Annotated in this window: 20 protein-coding genes; 10 read left to right on the top strand and 10 right to left on the bottom strand. The window is 38.6% G+C overall.

Annotation, left to right across the window (positions count from 1 at the left end):
- Positions 1-66: 66 nt before the first annotated feature.
- Positions 67-1236 (bottom strand): alpha-hydroxy acid oxidase, encoded by a 1170-nt coding sequence (locus tag C9J42_RS09960; RefSeq protein WP_107247012.1) that lies wholly within the window; start codon positions 1234-1236, stop codon positions 67-69.
- A 145-nt stretch (positions 1237-1381) separates the two neighbouring features.
- On the bottom strand, positions 1382-1768 hold the full coding sequence (locus C9J42_RS09955; RefSeq protein WP_107207843.1) for a hypothetical protein: 387 nt from the start codon (positions 1766-1768) through the stop codon (positions 1382-1384).
- A gap of 453 nt (positions 1769-2221) precedes the next feature.
- Here C9J42_RS09955 and C9J42_RS09945 point away from each other — a divergent pair, with 453 nt between their 5' ends.
- Entirely contained in the window at positions 2222-2836 is a 615-nt protein-coding gene (locus C9J42_RS09945) for a LysE family translocator (RefSeq protein ID WP_107301974.1), read from the top strand.
- A 209-nt stretch (positions 2837-3045) separates the two neighbouring features.
- Here C9J42_RS09945 and C9J42_RS09940 read toward each other — a convergent pair whose 3' ends face one another.
- The 4 genes from C9J42_RS09940 to C9J42_RS09925 form a co-directional block, all read right to left on the bottom strand.
- A complete protein-coding gene (locus tag C9J42_RS09940) occupies positions 3046-4389 on the bottom strand; it encodes a TldD/PmbA family protein (protein WP_107301973.1) in 1344 nt (447 codons plus the stop codon).
- Positions 4389-5774, bottom strand: coding sequence for a TldD/PmbA family protein (locus tag C9J42_RS09935; RefSeq protein ID WP_107207845.1), 1386 nt, complete (start codon positions 5772-5774; stop codon positions 4389-4391). The genes C9J42_RS09940 and C9J42_RS09935 overlap by 1 nt, the downstream gene beginning before the upstream one ends.
- 133 nt (positions 5775-5907) lie before the next feature.
- On the bottom strand, positions 5908-6894 hold the full coding sequence (locus C9J42_RS09930) for a GTP-binding protein (RefSeq protein ID WP_107301972.1): 987 nt from the start codon (positions 6892-6894) through the stop codon (positions 5908-5910).
- Positions 6895-7076: 182 nt separating this feature from the next.
- A complete protein-coding gene (locus C9J42_RS09925; protein WP_233217750.1) occupies positions 7077-7613 on the bottom strand; it encodes a DUF4157 domain-containing protein in 537 nt (178 codons plus the stop codon).
- 359 nt (positions 7614-7972) lie between these two features.
- On the opposite strand from C9J42_RS09925, the gene C9J42_RS09920 reads away from it, so the two are divergent.
- On the top strand, positions 7973-8440 hold the full coding sequence (locus tag C9J42_RS09920) for a 2TM domain-containing protein (protein WP_107301971.1): 468 nt from the start codon (positions 7973-7975) through the stop codon (positions 8438-8440).
- Between the two features lie 218 nt (positions 8441-8658).
- Positions 8659-10710 carry an FUSC family protein gene (locus tag C9J42_RS09915; protein WP_370444646.1) on the top strand — a complete coding sequence of 684 codons (2052 nt, stop codon included), beginning with the start codon at positions 8659-8661 and terminating at the stop codon, positions 10708-10710.
- A gap of 73 nt (positions 10711-10783) precedes the next feature.
- Here C9J42_RS09915 and C9J42_RS09910 read toward each other — a convergent pair whose 3' ends face one another.
- A complete protein-coding gene (locus C9J42_RS09910; RefSeq protein ID WP_107207849.1) occupies positions 10784-11332 on the bottom strand; it encodes a helix-turn-helix domain-containing protein in 549 nt (182 codons plus the stop codon).
- 126 nt (positions 11333-11458) lie between these two features.
- Here C9J42_RS09910 and C9J42_RS09905 point away from each other — a divergent pair, with 126 nt between their 5' ends.
- The 6 genes from C9J42_RS09905 to C9J42_RS09880 all read left to right on the top strand — a co-directional run bounded on the left by C9J42_RS09905 (position 11459) and on the right by C9J42_RS09880 (position 17248).
- Complete coding sequence (locus C9J42_RS09905) at positions 11459-12640, top strand: benzoate/H(+) symporter BenE family transporter (protein ID WP_107301970.1); 1182 nt, start codon at positions 11459-11461, stop codon at positions 12638-12640.
- Positions 12641-12935: 295 nt separating this feature from the next.
- Entirely contained in the window at positions 12936-14528 is a 1593-nt protein-coding gene (locus C9J42_RS09900) for a BCCT family transporter (RefSeq protein ID WP_107261276.1), read from the top strand.
- Positions 14529-14734: 206 nt separating this feature from the next.
- The gene (locus C9J42_RS09895; RefSeq protein ID WP_107207852.1) at positions 14735-14947 is read left to right on the top strand and encodes a KTSC domain-containing protein; all 213 of its coding nucleotides are present in this window, start codon (positions 14735-14737) and stop codon (positions 14945-14947) included.
- Positions 14948-15114: 167 nt separating this feature from the next.
- The gene (locus tag C9J42_RS09890; RefSeq protein ID WP_107207854.1) at positions 15115-16107 is read left to right on the top strand and encodes a RelA/SpoT domain-containing protein; all 993 of its coding nucleotides are present in this window, start codon (positions 15115-15117) and stop codon (positions 16105-16107) included.
- 122 nt (positions 16108-16229) lie between these two features.
- Positions 16230-16649 (top strand): PACE efflux transporter, encoded by a 420-nt coding sequence (locus C9J42_RS09885; protein ID WP_107207935.1) that lies wholly within the window; start codon positions 16230-16232, stop codon positions 16647-16649.
- A 239-nt stretch (positions 16650-16888) separates the two neighbouring features.
- Complete coding sequence (locus C9J42_RS09880) at positions 16889-17248, top strand: DUF6559 family protein (protein WP_107207855.1); 360 nt, start codon at positions 16889-16891, stop codon at positions 17246-17248.
- Positions 17249-17511: 263 nt separating this feature from the next.
- Here the strand turns inward: C9J42_RS09880 and C9J42_RS09875 are convergent, their stop codons facing one another.
- Positions 17512-17787 carry a hypothetical protein gene (locus C9J42_RS09875; protein ID WP_107247460.1) on the bottom strand — a complete coding sequence of 92 codons (276 nt, stop codon included), beginning with the start codon at positions 17785-17787 and terminating at the stop codon, positions 17512-17514.
- A 412-nt stretch (positions 17788-18199) separates the two neighbouring features.
- Here C9J42_RS09875 and C9J42_RS09870 point away from each other — a divergent pair, with 412 nt between their 5' ends.
- Positions 18200-18448 (top strand): DUF3297 family protein, encoded by a 249-nt coding sequence (locus tag C9J42_RS09870; protein ID WP_045082022.1) that lies wholly within the window; start codon positions 18200-18202, stop codon positions 18446-18448.
- A 96-nt stretch (positions 18449-18544) separates the two neighbouring features.
- Here the strand turns inward: C9J42_RS09870 and C9J42_RS09865 are convergent, their stop codons facing one another.
- The gene (locus C9J42_RS09865) at positions 18545-19156 is read right to left on the bottom strand and encodes a flavin reductase family protein (RefSeq protein WP_107247459.1); all 612 of its coding nucleotides are present in this window, start codon (positions 19154-19156) and stop codon (positions 18545-18547) included.
- Positions 19157-19280: 124 nt separating this feature from the next.
- Positions 19281-19712, bottom strand: a complete 432-nt coding sequence (locus C9J42_RS09860; protein ID WP_105062138.1) for a hypothetical protein — start codon at positions 19710-19712, stop codon at positions 19281-19283.
- Between the last annotated feature and the right edge of the window lie 78 nt (positions 19713-19790).

Raw genomic sequence — 19790 nt, 5'->3', positions numbered from 1 at the left:
ATTAGCTATAACACTGTTGGTTTTTTAAACTGCCTGCACCCACAATCCATGAGTACAGACAGTGCCTTAATCCAACGTAAAAGGGTTACGTTTGGCAATATGATCAGTAAGGCTACTGACTGATTCACAACAACATTGTTCCATCACTTGTTGTAGTTGTCTTTTCAACATATTAATAGTGTGATGACCACCGTTAATACCCAACGCACCAACACCATACATAAAACTGCGACCAAGAAAGGCAAACTCAATTCCTGTTGAGAGTGTACGAGCAATATCAGCTCCGTCACGAATACCACTATCCATCATAATCGTAATTTGACCTTTGCATTTATCCATAATTTCAATGGATTTACTAATAGTAGAAGGCCCTGCATCTAATTGTCGACCACCATGGTTTGAGATAATGATGCCGTCTAAGCCAAGCGCAATGGCTTTTTGACTGTCTTCAACTGTTGATAAGCCTTTTAATACTAGGTTGCCTTTCCACTTGTCACGTAAACGTGCGACTTTATCTTCACTTAAGCGACCATTAAAGGTTTTATCCATGAATAATGCGAGATGGTGCATGTTCATTGAGCCTGACATATATTTAGATAAAGTTTCGAACTGAGGCTGTCCTTTTTTCAACGTGGCTAATGCCCATTTGGGTGACAACATTATTTCGACAATGTTTTGCCATGTCATTTTGGGCGGCATAGCTAAACCATTACGGATTTCTTTAGGGCGATAAGCAAAAGTAGGGACATCAGAAAGCAATACTAATGTTTTGATCCCAGCATCTTCACAGCGTTTAAGTAAGTCATCTGTAATCTTGTCATCAACAGGGTGATAGAGCTGGAACCATGCTTTACCTTCTGTGATATCGGCAATCTTCTCAATCGGAGAGGTTGAAACAGTACTAAGAATAAAAGGTACATTTTGTTCAAAAGCGGCTTGCGCCAATATTTCAGGTGCATTTGGCCAAATCAAACCTTGTAAACCCACAGGGCTGATACCAAATGGCGCATCATACGTTTCGCCAAACAGGGTGGTTTTTAAAGAAATCGAATTGTAATCACGAAGATAATAGGGGATTAGCTCAATTTGGCGAATATCATGAGTATTGCGTTTGAGTCCCATTTCAATGTTGCAGCCGCCATCGACATATTCAAATGCAAACTTAGGTAAGTTGAATTTTGCCTTACGGCGAAGGTACTCAACATCAGGGTAATGGGTATTAAAATAATCCTTCATTTTTTATTATCTCATTTTGATAAGCTGCAAATAACATAGAACAATTGAATTGATTATGAACGTGATATTTACAATATCTAAAAAACAAAAAATGGAATAAATAAAACCCGTTAATCGATGTTGTTAAAAGCGATGCGCTATGTGATTAATTAATGGTTTCAAAGTAGAATTTGTAGTCGCGAACTCCATCTATTTGAACGCCTTTTTCTCTTAATTCCAGAAACTGTTTGAGTTTAATTGTTCTAAAATCCATTGCTTTAAGCGCAAGAATGATGCGTAGCTCATCCATTGATCTTGATTTAGCTTCAGAGCTACACGTACCGCAAACAACATGCGTTTTTTGTTTAAAGCCTACTTTATTCAGCCAGTTTAGCTCTTTGGGATCTTTTTGAGTGCCACAAAAGTAGCAGCAATTGTCTTGTTTTAGTGCGGCTTCTTCCCTTAATGCTTTAGGGCTAGGTGATGTGGAGGGTGAAGCCGCGCTATTTTTCTTATTACCACTGAATGCAGAGAATTGAACGACATTAGACATTTTGATTGCTCTTACTCATTAAGGAAAATTTATTAAAATTGAACATGATTTTAATCTACTTGTATATCCTATTTCTTGTGCATTCAGTTAGTCAAATATTCATAAAGTAACTAATGATGTTCAAAGTACGGTCATCGCAATGAATAAGCAAGGTAGAGAATACTGGTTCACTTTTTGAACACATCTCAGTGCTTATAAAAGTTAAGGATATGTAGCGCGTAACCCACACTGTTCCCGAAAATGTTGTTTAAGATCTTTTCGGCTAATGTATAAGGCGATTTATCAAGTGGATACATAATGAGAGGCAACGCACGACTATAAACATCAATCGTTATAGGGTGTTTACCATGCAATACGAGATAGGTAAGTTGTTGTTCATAAAATACGCTGAGTGATATTGTTATTTCCACTATTGCTCGCCATTTAGTAAGGCGTTAAATCAAAGGATGGTTTATGTCTATAGCAACGGGTATTGCACTATTTCTTGCGATGCTTCTATCTGCCGCTATTCCGGGACCAAGTGTGCTCGCTGTTATATCGAGATCTCTTACTTATGGTTGGAAACAAGGCTTATTAGTTGTGCTCGGAGTGGTACTGGCTGATTACATCTTTATCTTTCTAGCTTTGTCGGGTCTATCTGTGGTTGCAAACGTTATGGGTGAGTTTGCTATCGTCATAAAATATGTAGGAATTACCTATCTCTTTTGGTTGGCTTATGTCACATGGACTTCTGATGTTTCTGTAACATCAACACGAGTTCATGATAAAGGGATAAAAACTTCAAGTGTGGCTGTTGGTATGTTAATGACTTTATCTAACCCCAAAGCGATATTGTTTTATATGGGGTTCTTTCCCGCGTTTATAGATCTACAGTCAACTTCACTATCAGACGTTATTATTATTTTTATGATTTCGACGATATCTGTCGGTGGGGCACTAAGTCTCTATGCTTGTATTACGTCAAGGGTAAGTTTTGTATTTGAGGGAAAGAAAGTGAAAAAGTTACTTAACAAGTTCTCTGGTGGCTTTTTAGCAACCTGTGGGGTTTTGTTGGCAACAAAGACTTAAAGTAGCGGACACCTATCTAACATGTTTGAAGTCCAAAAGATCTTAAGTAAGTAATCAGTGCCAATAGCATTAAGAGTTACGCTATAAGTAAGCACTACAAAGCTGATAGGTTAGGGGAAAGGCTAATATTTATAATTAGATAAAATAAAACCCTGCGTCTGAATAACTTATTTGAACAAGTAAACAGTCGCAAGGTTTTATCAGTTTATTTACTTACCAGCAATATTTAGGCGAGCAAAACGGATTTTGGGCGCATAGAAGCTTCGATTGTAATCGTGTTCTAATACATTACTTACCGCGTCTATTTCTTTGAGCATTTGGTAGAAGTTACCTGCTACCGTAATACCACGTACTGCTTGAATACGTTGACCATCACGGCATAAGAAACCACTCGCACCAAATGAGAAATCACCACTGATAGCATCGGCGCCAGAGTGAACACCTTGCAATTCAACAAGCTCTACATATTCACCTGCAGTGGTTTCAGCAATGCTGTTCACACCTTCAGAAATAACCGTGTGACGAGAGCCAACACCTAATCCACCTTTTGCCGAACGTGATGCATTCGCGGTGTTGTCGATCCCGAAGTAACTCGCGGTATGGCTATTGTGCAGCAAGCTATTTAGTTGACCTTCACCGACTAGAACAGTATCGCGAGTGGCAAAACCTTCGCTATCAAAGGCTTTAATAGAAAAACCGCCTTCAATATAAGCTTTGTCAGTGATGGTAATAAGTGGACTCGCCACTTGGCTACCAATCGCATCACGCCAAGGGTTAATGCCTTTCATTGCAGCTTGACCAGAAGTACACATTCCAAATGCACCGAATAAGCTACTAAGTGAGCTTAGGGTGAAAATGACAGAGTATTGTTTGGTAGCGATAGGTGTACCATCGAGTAGGGCTTTTGCCATGTCATAGCCATAGTTAATACAGAAGTTAGCATCTAACTCACTGAACTTACGACCTGATGACATACCGCCATGCATCGCTTGCTTGCCGTCTTTTTCAATTAAGCTGTAAGCATAACAGTAGGTCGAACGCTCACTGTGATGGCAAAGCGTACCTTGAGTATTGGCTAAAATCACATGGGCGTCTGATTCAGCAAAGCCATTATATGGCGCGCTTTTAGCGTCTGGTTTGTTTACTACGCCTTGCTCTAGTGATAGAGCTAGAGCGATCTTTTGATCTACATCGCCATCATCATCTTGATAAATCTCACTTAAATCTGTGCTGATTTTACTATCAATACAGCTAATGGTTTGATGTGGATCTTGCTGTGAATATTCGGCGTTCAATAGCGCGTTATCAACCATTAGATCAAGGCTCGTTGGATCTAATGACTCAGAATAGCTGGTGGCAATACGCTGATCTTTTACCACGCGGACGCCAATCACTTGTCCTGACGTTACCTTGTATTCATCGAGCTCGCCATTATTGGCTTTAAGCGAGAAGTTATTGCTACGATTAGCAATCACATCGGCACTCGCGCCTTTTTGAGTTACACGCTCAAGCACATGGTCGATGGCCTGCTGTAATTTATTTTGATCAGCCATTAGTTACCACCTCCCACAAGAATATTATCAACTTTCAATGCAGCTTGACCCACAGTTGTTGGTACTGAACCACTGACAGAACCACACATACCTGCCGCAAGGGCAAAATCATTACCAACCATGCTGATTTCTTTTAATACTTTAGGACCAGTACTAATTAGAGTTGCAGATTTTAAAGGTTTAGTGATTTTACCGTTTTCAACAAGGTAGGCTTCCTGCACTGCAAAGTTAAACTCACCTGTACCGGGTTGAACTGAACCACCCCCCATTTTCTTAGCGTAAATACCGCGCTCAACACCCGCTAGCATATCGTCAAGACTGCTATCGCCGGGTTCGATAAAGGTATTACGCATACGTGAAGTTGGCGCAAATTTATAGGATTGACGACGACCAGAGCCTGTACGAGCAAAGCCTGTTTTCATACCACCCATACGATCAACCATAAAGCTAGTCAGTTTACCGTCTTTAATGAGCTGAGTGCGTTGGGTTTCCATGCCTTCATCATCAATATTGATAGAGCCCCATTCGTTTACCATCGTGCCATCATCCACTGCGTTCACGACTGAATTAGCAATGGTTTCGCCCATTTTATCGTAGAAAACAGAGGCTTTTTTCGCAACGGAGGTGGTTTCAAGCAAGTGACCACACGCTTCGTGGAAGATCACCCCGCCAAAACCATTACCGATGATCACTGGCATTTCACCAGACGGACAAGCATCAGCAAACAGTTTAACCATCGCTTGTTTAGCCACACCTTGACCTAACTGCTCTGGATTGACCTTGCTATTAAATTCCCAACCTGTGAATGCGCCAGGCGCTTCATAGCCAGTGGATTGTTCGCTACCATTTTGCGCGACGGCATTAGCAGAAATACGGGTATAATGACGAGTATCCCCAATGTGCAAACCTTCAGAGTTGAAGATTTCAATCTGTTGTTCACGTTGAGCAATGTTACCGATGAACTGACTAATTTTTTCATTTTCAGCGCGAGCCGCTTCATCTGCTTGGCGAAGAAACGCAATTTTTGCTGCCATATTAGCGTCTTGGCTTAATGGTAACTGGCAACTGTGTTTATTGGAAAATCGGTTTAAATTCAAACTTCCAGCAGATAAAATTTGTTCACGTTTATCTTTTGCTGCCAGTAGGCTAGTAACGCGTTTCAACTCTTCTTCGTCTGTGCTGTTGGTGTAGCCGTACAGAACTTTAAATCCGAAAAATAGACGAATACCAATACCAAAGTCGATCCCTGAGTTGATTTTATCGATTTCACCTGAAATTAACTGCACAGAGTTAGATTGGTGATGTTCAACAAAGAGTTCGGCAAAATCGGCACCTAAAAATAGCGCATGATCGATGACTGCTTTTGCAGTGCTAGGGTTTAGCATGTGTGCTCCCTTGTGTTTTTATAAGTTCCATTTAATAAATTAGCATTTTTTTATCGTTTATTCCTGCTATTACTCTAGTAGGTCAAACCAATTAAACCTTGCTTGTTTGATGAGTGATCCTGATGGTGTTTGCTTAAGGCAAAATAATAGAGCAAAGAATGTGTTCAAGCTCATCCCAAGGTAAAACTTCATTATCAATCACTTCAATACGGGATTCAAAACCTTCGAGTGATAGTTCGTTAACCGATACCACTTGGTTGACAACATTAAAGGCAAAACAACCATTTTCAGTATTTACGACAGCCTTTACACGGTTCGCATTTAAGCTTGAGAATAGACTGAAAAGCTTTGAAAATTCAAAATGTTGATCGGCGGCAAAGAACCAACCGCAACTGTGGAATCCTTGACCGTGGTTTTCTTTACGAATGAATTGCTGCCCTGGTAATAGCTCAATCTCTGGCTCTGGGGCGATATCATGGTGGTGATCATCGTGATGATGGTGATGGCTATGTTGTGCAGCACGATCAATACGTGGAATATCAAGCCACTCTAGTTCTAGTTTACCGAGTTCTACCTCACCGATTAAGGCTTTCTTTGGCTCTGCTTGATCAATCGCTGATTGGAAAGTGAAAAGATCGTAGTCATCACATTGGTCGATCTTGTTAGCAACGACAACGTCGGCAAGAGCAAGCTGATCTTGGAAGTTTTCATTATCAGTATAGAAGCTATCAGCAAAGTGACGAGGGTCAACAAGGGTGATGGTGGCACGTAAATCGACGTAATCTGCATACATGCCAGAAGTTAGCTTGTTGATCACTTCCTTTGGATGACCTAATCCTGTTGGCTCTAACAGTAAGCGATCAGGTTTTTGCGCCAGTAGGGCATTAATACCAACAGACATGGGTAATCCAGCAACACAGCACATGCAGCCACCAGGAACTTCTTTGATAATGGCGCCTTGTTGTTCGAGAATTGCGCCATCGACGCCAACATTGCCAAACTCATTAATAAGAATTGCCCATTTTTCATTTTCAGGTTTACGAGCAAGAAGAGAAAGAATCGCAGTTGTTTTACCAGCACCTAAAAAGCCAGTAATAATGTTGGTTGGAATACGTTTCATGTTGTGCTGATCTCTATACGTCTACATTCTGTAATTTGTTTATTCTACCGTATGTTACAGAGTAACGGTATCTCGCTGAATAAAGCAAAAATGTGGATGTGTTGAGTCATTAATTTGATAAAGATGAATAGGAAGCCTAATGGTTGGCTTCCTGATATTGTCTTTGATCGCGGGAGTTGAAACTAAATATAATTTTTCGCTTCACTGTATGCTTCGATCTCTAAAGGTGTGCTGTTGTAACCGTAGATATAAATTTGCATCAAGTACTGACGAATTTGCTCTTGTACACCGCGTTGCTCAAATTGACGAACATGAATCAGTTCATGGGCTAATAGCTCGCGATTATCTCGTTCTTTATTTTTTATCCAAATACCATATCCATAGGTGTATCCCGCCATGTTAGGGCCCGCATAACCGGATTTTTTGGCTAATTGTGCTAATGTTGGATCTGTAGGGAATGGAAGTGTGTTGCTGTAGTAAACATGCACTTTTTCTGGGTGTTTAATACCGATACGTTTGGCAATAGCTAATGCTTGCTCATTCAGTGGTTGACCTTTTTCTTGCGCGATTTTCTCTTGTTGTTTTACATATTCTGTCGCTGCGGGAAGAATAGCATTAATGCTCTCTGTTAATTTAGCAGGTGGGTTAGCGTAAATTTCATCTCTGTTAATACACCCTGAAATTAATAGTGTGAACATGAGGATACATGCCAATCTCATAACGATTCCTTGTTAAGTTTTCGACTTTCTTGTGTTAGTAGACATCGTATATGAGTGCATACTTGAGTGTTACACTTTTACATAATAATACGAGCTATTTCACGAAAGTTGGAAAGAGTGATGTAAGCAGAGTCTTTGGGAGTGAACTTGTTAATGAAGACTTTAAAATAGGTATTATTGATAACGGTTAGTTGCGTGTCAAAAACGTCAAATTAGCTGTGAAGAAAAATTATTTTATTTCATTGGTAATTTTAACTTGCTGATAAATAAAGGTTGTCGTGTTTATGTCAGGCTTGTGACGTGATGTTTTTGATAAGATATCGTTAGGCTTTGGCGGAAAGTAGCAAAAAGGATTTGTAATGATTATTCGAAAATTACGATTACAACGTGGTTGGTCTCAAGAGCAACTTTCTCAATTAAGTGGATTAAGTATTCGTACGATTCAACGTATTGAGCAAGGACAAAAAGCGGGGCTAGAATCACTCAAATCTTTAGCTGCTGTGTTTGAAATACAAGTATCAGACCTTCAAATGGAGCCGCCAATGAATAAAGAAATCAGTGTCACAGAAGACGAAAAAAAAGCGCTTAACTATGTTAAAGGTATTAAAGGATTTTATTCGAATCTAACTACGTACGTATTAGTCATAAGTGCACTCTTCGTAATTAATTACTTTACGAGCCCTAGTTATTGGTGGGCGGTATGGCCTGCACTGGGCTGGGGGATTGGTATTGTGAGCCATGCGCTTAGTGCGTTTGAAGTCCTTAATATTTTCGGTCCTGAATGGGAGAAAAAGCAAGTCGAGAAACGCTTGGGTCGAAAGTTATAACCTTAACTGTAAGTTATTATCCCCGATTAAAATAACTGCATAGAGTGGTTAAACCTAGAGCCCTATACTTTATAAAAACATAATAAAGGTAGGGCTATTTTTATATATAGCTATTGTTTTTTATGGTTGTAAATAGGTAAACAAGTCTACATATGCGATATCGTTTTAACGACATAATCATGATAGATTAATCAATCATGTAAGTGATATGTTCTGGTGTGTTAATGCTCTCTTCCGTCGTCCGTAATATCTGGTATACCCCCTCAGTTAACTTTGGTTTTCGTGCATTCAGTGCAATGTTATTGATTATTTTAGTTGGTCTAATTTCTGGACAAGTCAATTATGCAATGACGGCATTAATGACATTACCAGCCGCTTTAATTAGTGGGTTAGATATTGCAGGACCGAGACGTTGGGCGCGTTTTTTGATCTCATCAGTGGTGTGGATTAGTGCGTTGTTATTGTCTTATTTTATGCTTACTTGTGCTATTCCATTGTGGGTTATTTATGGGGTGTTATCGATATTAGCGGCAGGCTGTGCCCTTAATGGTCCGTTTTGGGGGCGGTTGGGTATCTCTAGTTTATTGATTACTGTTATGGCCTTGTCACTGCATAACTCAAAAGCTGACATGTATTCCTATTTGATGCTGGTTTTAGGTCCATTAGGTTTTGCTTTATTCAGTTGGGCTTGGTTTGCATTATGGAAACACTATGCGCTAAAAGTCGGTTTAATTGCTATTTACGATCAGCTTAATGCGTTTTTTAAACACCGAACCCAGTTTTTATTGGGTGAAGATATCGAGAAAAAAGCAATAGAAACCAAATATCAATTGATTGAATTGTTTGAGCAAGCCGTTCAATCAGAGTCATTTCTATTATCAAAAAACGATGTAAATTCTTTAAAACAAGAGTTATTTATTGCCGCTGACATTTTTGAAGGTTTGATAAGTTGCCATACCAGAAATAAAGATCTGATCAGTCAGTTTCAACATGATAAAGAGAAACGTAATCTGTTGTTGAAATGGAGTGAAAATTGTCAGCAGAGGTTATTGTGTAAAGCGAAAGCGCTTCAACATACACAAGTTATACTCCCTGCAGAATCGTGTATTGCCATTGCAGATCAATTAATAGAGGCAGTTCAAGCAGAGTTAAATCATCAAACACGGTTTCGTTACTGGGCGGCAAGTATTAAATACCTCTCTCGTCGTATTGAACTTGAACAACCAACGTTCGAAAGACAAATTGAAATTCAACCTTTTGAATTAGCTTGGCATTGGCCAAAGAAAAATAATCCAATATGGCGACATGTAGCGCGTTTCTCGATGATTTTCACCTTGGGTGCTTTTATTGCTGACTCATTTCATTTAGCGCATCCAGAGTGGGTATTTATTTCAATTATAATGGTTATCCAACCGAGTTTTTCATCGATCAGAAGTAAAATATGGCAAAGATGGCTTGGTACAGGCTCAGGTTTATTATTTGCGACTGGGTTGATTTTCCTTGGTATCTCTGATCTACAAGTTTATATACTGTTAACCATACTACTGACAGTTGCGATGTTTAATATACTTAAAAATTATGCACTTGCGGTCGGTTGTATTACAGCGATGTTGGTGTTGGTGTTTCAAGTTATCGCTAACAGTGGCATTGATATTGTTGTTCCTCGAATGATAGATAACCTTATTGGGTGCTCTTTAGTATTAGTGGGCTACAGCTTACTTTGGCCACAATGGAGAGGAAAAGAGATCCACGCTCAATCGATTAAAGCACTTCAAGCATCTAAAACCTTATTCTTAATGTGTTATGAGGAACTTCAATCTGAAAGTAATAAGATTGAGCCCACTCAATTTGGTAAACAACGTTTGGAGATGATGTCCAAAGAGCGGGGACTGGAGCTGATTTATAATGAGATGCAGAATGAGCCTCGTTTCACACGCCGTGATCCTCAATACTATGAAGAGATGCTTAGTCATTATCGTTTGCTGTCTCACTATCTATGCTTACTTATTCCTCTTGCGAGAAATGGAACCACAATACATAGTCTAACGGATTGGGAAGGGACGATTAATCGTGCAATGGACGCTTTGATTTCAAGCATTCAAGGTGAAAAAGTCATTGAGCTTCCCTATTTTGATGAAACAAATATACCAATGACTTCAGATAAACCGACTAATGAGCAAGCAGCCTATGAGTTGGTTTGGTTATCTTTAATGGCTGTAAAACAAATGCATGATCTCGTGCGTGATAAATACTTACAAGCTGCTAGTTAAGCTAATAATTGGGCAATGAAGTGTTTAGGAGAGAGTGAACAACTGTTTACTCTCTTTTTATATGAATATAAATCTAGTCTTCATGCATGACTGTTGAGTAAGAAACGATGTTATGAAATATAACGGTTTCTGTCACTGCGCGATAGTCATGAGGTTTATCTGCCTCAAATCGAATACTTTCACCTTTGGATAAATAGTGCCATTTATCATCAACATACACGCCTAACTCTCCCTCAGTAACAACAGAATGCTCAATGGTTCCAACCTTGTGTGGTGACGAATGTTGGGTATGAAAGTGGGTTAGTGTGATTTCGAACATCTCAAATTTAACCGTAGGATCATAAGCGATTAACGTCTTCACATGCATATCGATATCGGCTGGAAAGATCCGTCCATCAGTATCATTTTGATCACTAAAAAAAGCAGTGAATGATGAATTCAAACCACTCGATATCTTCCACAAGGTTGCCACGGTTGGGCTAGATTCTTTACGCTCTATTTGTCCAAGCATGGCTTTGGATACACCCGTTAACTTTGATGTTGCATCTAGGCTAAGTTTTTGTTTCTCACGCAATGCTTTTAAATGTTTAGATATTCTGGCTTTAAAAATGTCTTCGTTCATCAATTTTCCTGTTGTGCGCTATAACGCACAATGATAAGGTTCCGTCTGTGCGCTATAACGTACAAATAAACCTATCTGTATCGTGCGCTATAACGCACATGATAGCATTGTTCTAAGGAGTAGAAAATGAACGATCTGAGATTTAATTTAAGTCATATTTCAGCTGGAACAATTGCTGTTTTAGTCGGTTACACCTCGTCTGTTATTTTAGTTATTCATGCCTTAACAGAAATGGGGTTAGCCCAGTGGCAGATTAATAGCTGGTTGTTCGCTTTGGGGTTAATTATGGGCATAACCACTATCGGCTATTCTTTTTATTTCAAAGTACCAGTATTAACAGCATGGTCTACTCCCGGTGCTGCTTTTTTGATCACAGCTGTGCAGGGGTACAGCGCGGCAGATGTTATTGGCGCATTTATTGTATGTGGTTTATTGACCTTTATTTCTGGGTTAATTCGTCCACTTGCTTTGGCGTTGCAACGTATCCCATCGCCAATAACTTCAGCGTTATTGTGTGGCGTCATATTGCCTATTTGTTTAAGTGGATTCACGCAAATAGACACTCATCCAATCATGTTTTTGGTGTTGTTTAGTGTGTATATAATCACGAAACGATTTATGGCTCGATATTCGATGTTGCTGACGTTACTTGCTTCTGTAGGCATTGCGCTGTATTCCAATACCTTAAATACCGCTGCAATCCATATGGCAATGCCAACATTCTATTGGTTAACGCCGAGTTTTCATTTTCAACCGATCATTAATATCGCTATTCCTTTATATCTAATAACTATGCTGTCACAAAATATTGCAGGTTTTGCTGTACTTCAAAATTTTCAATTTAAAGTACCCGTTCGCCCAGTATTTTTAGGAACAGGTTTAGTGAATATGATTGCTGCACCTTGTGGGATCTTCACGTTGAACCTTGCGGCAATAAGTGCCGCTATTTGTATGAATGACGATATTGATGGTAAGCATAGTGATCGCTACAAAGCTGCTATCTGTGCTGGTGGATTTTATATGTTAGTGGGTATTTGGGCATCAATTGTGGTCGCTATTTTCGTATCTTTACCTGAGGGATTAGCCGATATTCTTGCTGGCTTTGCTTTATTAACTACCTTAATTAGCTGCTTGTTTAATGCATTTTCTGCCGATGAATACCGAGAGTCAGCGATACTTACTTTATTGATAACTTTATCAGGCATTCATTTGTTAGGGATCAGTGCGGCTATATGGGGAGTAGGTGTTGGCTTGTGTCATTTCAAGTTAATGCAGAGTAGAACCCCCGTATTCATTGCTGGGCGTTAATGGGTGTATATCCACTTAACCTTAAATACAGCACAGTAAATCATTGCCTATTCAATAATGAATGGGCTGTAAACCACTGTGTTCTTGTTAACCGTCATCGTCATGATTTATTTGCACAATAAATACTTCGTGTAAAAAATAATAAGACACTGCTATTTGTCAGTTTTATGTAATTTATAACCCATTTTTGCTGTTATTGTTTGTTGTTTATCCTCTCTGTTGTTATGGTTGCGGCGAAATATTGTTTAGTGCTCTAAATAAATATTATTAGGTTTACATAACAAGGTAGGATTTTTTGAATACTTCGACGGATAAAGTAAGTAGTAAATACAGTATAGAAACGACGGATTATCAAGTTGGACAAGATAATATTCAGCGCTGGGGTTTTGATATTCACAAACCGGTGTTTGGAATTAGTGCGATATTAATTTTGCTATTTATTGCTGTGATGTTAGTTGTCGATCCTGCGACAGCAAAAACTGCATTAAATAATACGCGAAACGGTATTATGGAGCAGTTTGATAGCTACTTTATGTGGGCTGTTAATACGTTCGCAGTTTTTTGTATATTCTTAATGCTTTCACCGCTAGGTAAAATTCGTATCGGTGGTAAAGAGGCAAAGCCTGAGCATTCAACATTGTCATGGAGTTCAATGTTATTTGCAGCAGGTATTGCTAGCGGTATCATGTTTTTTGGCGTTGCAGAGCCAACGGCTTATTTCACTAACTGGTTTGGGACGCCTTTTAATGTAGAGGCTCTGACGCCGGAAGCTAAGCAACTAGCGATGGCGGGTAGTGTGTTCCACTGGGGGATCAGCGCTTGGTCTATTTACGCAGTAGCAGCATTAGCGTTAGCCTTTTTTACTTATAACAAGAACTTGCCGTTATCAATTCGATCTTTGTTGTTCCCTATTTTTGGTGATCGTGCATGGGGCTGGTTAGGCCATGCTGTTGATATTCTTGCTGTTGTTTCTACTTTATTTGGTTTAGTGACTTCTTTAGGATTAGGCGCGCAACAAGCGGCGAGTGGTATTAATTATGTTTTTGGTACTCACGGCGGCTTAGGGTTGCAGTTCGGTATTATTGCCTTTGTTACATCAATCGCGATTTTCTCTGTAATACGAGGTATTGATGGCGGGGTTAAACTTTTAAGTAATATCAATATTGTTATTGCGTTTGGGTTATTAGTTTTAGTAGCAATTTTGGGTTTTGATGTCGTTAAACATTCATTACCAGATACCTTTATGGCTTATGCGAAGAACTTTTTTGCACTAAGCAATCCTATTGGTCGTACTGATGATACATGGCGTCATGGTTGGACTATCTTCTATTGGGCATGGTGGATTTCATATGCGCCATTTGTGGGTATCTTTATCGCTCGAGTATCTAAAGGACGAACAGTAAGACAGTTTATTTTTGCCGTTCTCTTTATTCCAACATTAGTAACGATGACTTGGTTCTCTGTCTTCGGTGGTATTGCGGTAGAGCAAGTAGCGTCAAAAGTAGGAGAGTTGGGATTACATGGCCTACAAGATCTATCTCTTACTTTATTTTATGTATTTGATGCGATGTCAATGAGCCTGTTGTTATCTGTGATTTCGATTGTACTTATTTTAGTATTCTTTGTGACATCATCGGATTCCGCATCGCTAGTTATTGATAGTATAACCGCTGGTGGTAAATTAGATGCGCCAGTACCACAACGTATTTTCTGGGCAACGATTGAAGGTGTTATTGCTGCTATTTTATTATGGGTTGGTGGTGCTCAAGCATTAGAAGCATTGCAGTCTGGAGTGGTGATTACCGCGTTACCGTTTAGCTTTATTCTGGTAATAACGTGCGTGAGCTTATGGAAAGGATTGATGAGTGAGCGACACTTATATACTTAAGCTAGAAGTAAATTAAGCAATTATCCAAAAGTCGGCATTTGTCGGCTTTTTATTTTCTAATCATAAAATTCATCAATAGTGCAGGGTGATCCATCACTGAATTTTAAAATAATTACTTTAATTAGCTTGTCGAGTACTGGCGAAAAGCCGAGCCTTTCTTCAAACTAAAGCCAGTAATAAAGTCGTGAATGAATGGAGTCACTATAATGATTAACTGGATTACTGTTGAGTCTAACGCAATTCGTAAAGTGGGTTATAGCGAAGCAAAAAATGAGCTTTATGTTGATATGGGACAGCGTCAACCTTATTGCGTCTTTTCTGAGGTTTCCAAATATGCTTTTTTTCATTTTGCAGCTGCAGAATCGGTAGAAGATCACTTCGAGAGCCATATTAAATCTGTTTATAGTCAAGTGTCATAGTTTAGTTGCTGTATATAGATGTTCAGTTATTTGCTTGTTTCTTAAGATTTCATTTTTCGAATAAAATACAGTTTGCTTAATAAGCTTGTCAGGCATATTTTAGGATAATAGAGCGTAATTATAATTAATAGAATTACGCTTATTCATCGTAAAGAGAGTAGGCAGTAATGAGCATTGCAGATTTAACCGAAGCATCTTTTTTAAGTGCAAACCGTATAAGCCAACAAGAATGGCAGGCCAGTTCGGTTGATTGGCCGACATTGCATCAAATTGGTCTTAATCATGAAGCCAATATCGAACAATTAAAAGAAACGGCTGAAATGTACGCGCGTATTATTCAGCGTTGTCAGTATGTACATTCCGTTCGCTGGCGGGTAAAAGATCCGCAGCATTTAATGGAAAAGATTGTTCGTAAAACCCAAGCAAATACTCCCACATTTAAACAAAAATATGTCGGTATTAACCCAACCAATTACGACCGTATTGTGACTGATTTAATAGGTGTACGTGCGCTGCATTTATTTAAAGAAGATTGTTTACCGGTTCATGATTATCTCTGCCAAGAATGGAAAAATGCTGAGCCACCAATTTATTACGTCCGTAATGGTGACGATAAGGTCTTTACTGAATTACCGAGTGATGTTGAAGTTAAGATTCATCCTGCGGGATATCGGTCATTACATTATGTCTTTGGTTCACAGCCGTTAAACCATACTGTTTTTACTGAAGTCCAGGTTAGAACAATTTTTGAGGAAGGTTGGACGGAAATAGATCATAAAATCCGTTACCCTAATTTTTCTCATAATGAACAAGTATGTGAATTTTTATTGATGTTTAATCGCTTAGCTGGATCGGCTGATGAGATGGGATCTTTTGTCAAACAACTGGTCAGTGAGCTAGAACAACACCAAAAATCAATTGATGAAATTACGCACAAAAGTGATGTAAACGCCCAAGAAGTAGCAGAGCTGTTTAAATTATTAGAGCAAAATGAATCAAAACAACAAGGCTCTCAAGAACTTATTGATAAGCTACGAGAACAAGTTGAACAGTTACAAACAGAGAAAAATACCTTACAGAAAGCGACAAAGCACCATGTCGTTAATAGGATAGATTTAATGGGTAAAGCGCAATGTAGGGCTGCTGATCTTATGAAATAATCGCATAACTATCCGTTTTTCGGATAGTATCTAGTTTGTTAGCCTTAGAATAATGCTTATAATTCATATATTCCTTTTAGGTATCTGTAAAATATAAAAAAGTTGTACTGAGGTTGTATATGATGAGAACACGTTTTGATCGTATTCGTCATGCTGTTTGTTTTGAAATTATTGGATTAGTGCTTTTAGTTGGTGTGTTGAGTCAATTTGGCTATGATTCTGATCATGTTGGAGCAGTTGGCATTGCGTTTTCATTTTTAGCTACAGGTTGGAACTACATTTATAATAACTGGTTTGATAAGTTAATGGTACGACGCTATAAAACTCTTAAGAAAACATCGTTGCAGCGTGTAGTACATAGTGTAGGTTTTGAAGCTGGATTATTAATTGTCACTATTCCTATTTTATCTTGGGTATTAAAGGTGTCGATTTGGGAAGCATTTATACTGGATATCGGTATGGTTCTTTTCTACTTAATCTATGCTTATGTTTATAACCTGATTTACGATAAGATTTTCCCTGTTCCTGAAGTGGTACATTAATTGGTGTTGCTACAAAAAAGCCCTCAAGTTTACTTGGGGGCTTTTTTATATTACTAACATCGATATTCTTACTGTTTAGCATCTAGCATTGTCCTTACGACAGGGTGCAGTGTTACAAATTGTATGTTTTAGTTATTAATGACTAACTAGCCAACACAGGGTTTGACTTGATTTGTTATGCTTGTAATGTATCTGGATATAGCGAATTATCCATATATAACATTGCAAGTTGAGGGATCATGTTTCGATATATCCAACGCCGTAGAATAAAAAAAGTTATTAAGATCCTTTCGCCTATCTTATTAAAAGGTTACGGAAGCCGTGATTATTTCACGATTGGACAAGTAGAAGCCAATATAAAGTCACTTTGCAAACGTCAACAACAGATAGCATTCGCTTTGTTTGCTGATCCTAATGCGCTGGATTTAACAAATAATACTGAACTACACCAAATTCGTATCGATATATCTTACGATTTCTTTTTAGCCGATGAATATAACGCTCGTGATGTTCTCAACTTACTTGGTAAAGGTGGATGGAAAGGTGGTCGTATGGATGACGACATGTCGAACCGAATGGGAATGACTAGTCGTTACTAATAATGGTTCTGGTTTAAAAAGTGAGTAATAATTTGATCATAGTTGCTTATTTTACGGCGTATTTTCTTACCATAAATAAAGGGATGTTTGCGAGTTTTGTATCTAGTGGTTTTACATTCTCGCAGTCAGTTCAGAGCGGTGCTAAATTATCCCCGAGATTTAATCCTTAACCCGTTTTTAATTGCCTAGGTACCTAAAGTTATACATAGATGCGGTAATGAGTAGGGTATCTACTTATTTAAGCTCTTCAACTAGCGTGTATTTTACTTGTGCGGGACAGTGGTTTGCCAAAAGGTTATGCTCACTGGATTGGGGATTAACGTAAATCCGTAATAATAGTATGTTTTAGCTTGCTCAAAATCTCTTATCGCATTTTGGATACTTGGATCAAACGCCAACGTTGCAAGTAATGTTGCCGTGGTATCGAAATGATTTTTAATTTCAGATTTCTTGATTTCTCGGATAGAAATTAATTGCTCGATAGCGCGATCATAAATAGCATCTTCGCTGATCTCTGGACTTTTCCACGCAATATACATACCAGAGATAATGACGGAGCATGCGCATAAGAACGATAAGTATAGCGTGATCTTTTTGGCTATTTTTATATGGAAATCATTCCTTTGTAATATAAATTTGCCATTTATAAATTATTCTATATGCCGATAAGCATTTTTTATTATTATATGTAAGGCATTGCATTTGATGGAATGTTGTTGCGATAAAATTCAGATTAAATGAATGAGTATGCTTTTATTGCATCGGGATAGTGTGAATATTCACTTATATAAGAGTGTAATAAATAGTGAATATTTCTAAGATGTTAATAAAATTTAGGCGTTCTGGGTTGTAGGTAAGGCTTCAAAAAGAAATAGGTTCTTTATCTATTGAGCGTAAACGTTATATTCTCTACAATACCGACGTTTTTTATTAACGATAGAATTTTTGATCATGACAGATACTACATCACAACCAGCATTACCAGATCGTCTTTCAGGTAACCCTCGTAGCCCTCACCACGTGGCAGAGTGTTTCAACTATGACATCGGCATTCGTCTTAACGGCAAAGAGCGTTTTGATGTTGATGAGTACTGCATCAGCGAAGGTTGGGTGAAAATTCCTTCACCGAAGGCACTAGATCGCCGTGGTCAGCCAATCTTGATCACACTAAAAGGCACGGTAGAAGCATTCTACAAGTAATAAGTGTTGATTAATGAATCAATGAAAGCCTAGTTTTCGAACTAGGCTTTTTTTTGCGTATAATCTGAGAAAATAAATTCACAGTTGGAAGCCATGTTATTTCGGTCTTGCGACTGAAAAGGTCTTTTCCAATACTGCGTATTCACTGCCGCCTAAGCGTGATAACGGATTTACCTTTAATGCTTCAATTACTAAGCGCTTTTGCTCACTATCGATAACTTCGTCATCAATGTAGATCTGCTTAATTTCAGCGAAGATCAAGCTTTGTGGTGTTTCCCCAACCTCTTTCACTTCATATAGGTGACAACCAAAGGCAATAGGGCAATCTTTTAGCCTTGGTAGTTCAAAGCCATCAAAAGAGGTGAGCTCTAATTGGGTGTGTTCAACCTCAGATTCGCCATACTCTAAGGTAGCAGCGGTTTGAGTGACTTGTTCTGCTAACGCAATATTAGCGATATGTACCACCATCTTTTTATTGGCAATAACGTTACGCGTAGTGTCTTTGATTTCTCCGCTCGGTTTTTTACCCACAGAAAACATCAATAATGGTGGGTTACTAGCAACTGGGGTGAAATAAGAAAAAGGGGCAAGATTGTAGTTGTGCTCACCAGAATCTGTCAGAACCCATGCGATAGGACGAGGGATAATGGTTTGTGTCATTAAATGGTAGATATCAGTGGGAGATTGTGTGGATAGATCAAGGTACATGTGCAAATCCTTCGCGCTGAAAAGTTCTTATCTATTGTACTGCGAATGAAGGTTAACTCAATGTGATCAAGTTAGAATGAATAGACAATAAAAAGCCGACGGAGAAGTCGGCTTTTTACGAAAATTACGCTTTAATTACGTTTTTAAAATGTTTTTTCTTTGTAAATAAGAAATCAACATCAGGCGGGAAATCTTTGTTCGTTTTAGCGTGCTTCATCATATCAAATACTTTGAATTCAGCTAACACGGCAAATTGGTAAGGTTCGAAGCTTTCGCTGTTTGCCTGAAGTGTTGGATCGTAGTATTTACCATCTTTGAAAATAATCGCTTGGTCAACGATGGTGTCTTCATTACAACGATAGCCAAGTACGTAACGCTCACCTTTGCAATAAATCACATTCATATAGCTGTTGTAGAAGGTTTCATTTTCAGTTGCAGTGCAGGTTGCCAGCATTTCTGGATCCATTGCTTCTACTGTCACAAGACGGACTTTTTCAGCAATAAAATTGCGTTCATTGAGTTGTTGGTGAATAGCTTCAAGACTTAGTTGAGTCACATTAAATACCGCGAAATGAATAATGAATAAAAACGGGCAGATTATACGACTGTTAATGATAAATGTCTTCGTTAAAAA

The organism is Photobacterium sp. GB-56 (genome assembly GCF_003026105.1).
Classification (GTDB): Bacteria; Pseudomonadota; Gammaproteobacteria; order Enterobacterales; family Vibrionaceae; genus Photobacterium.
The sequence above is the reverse complement of the archived record's forward strand: the minus strand, read 5'-3'. Positions and strand labels throughout refer to the sequence as shown.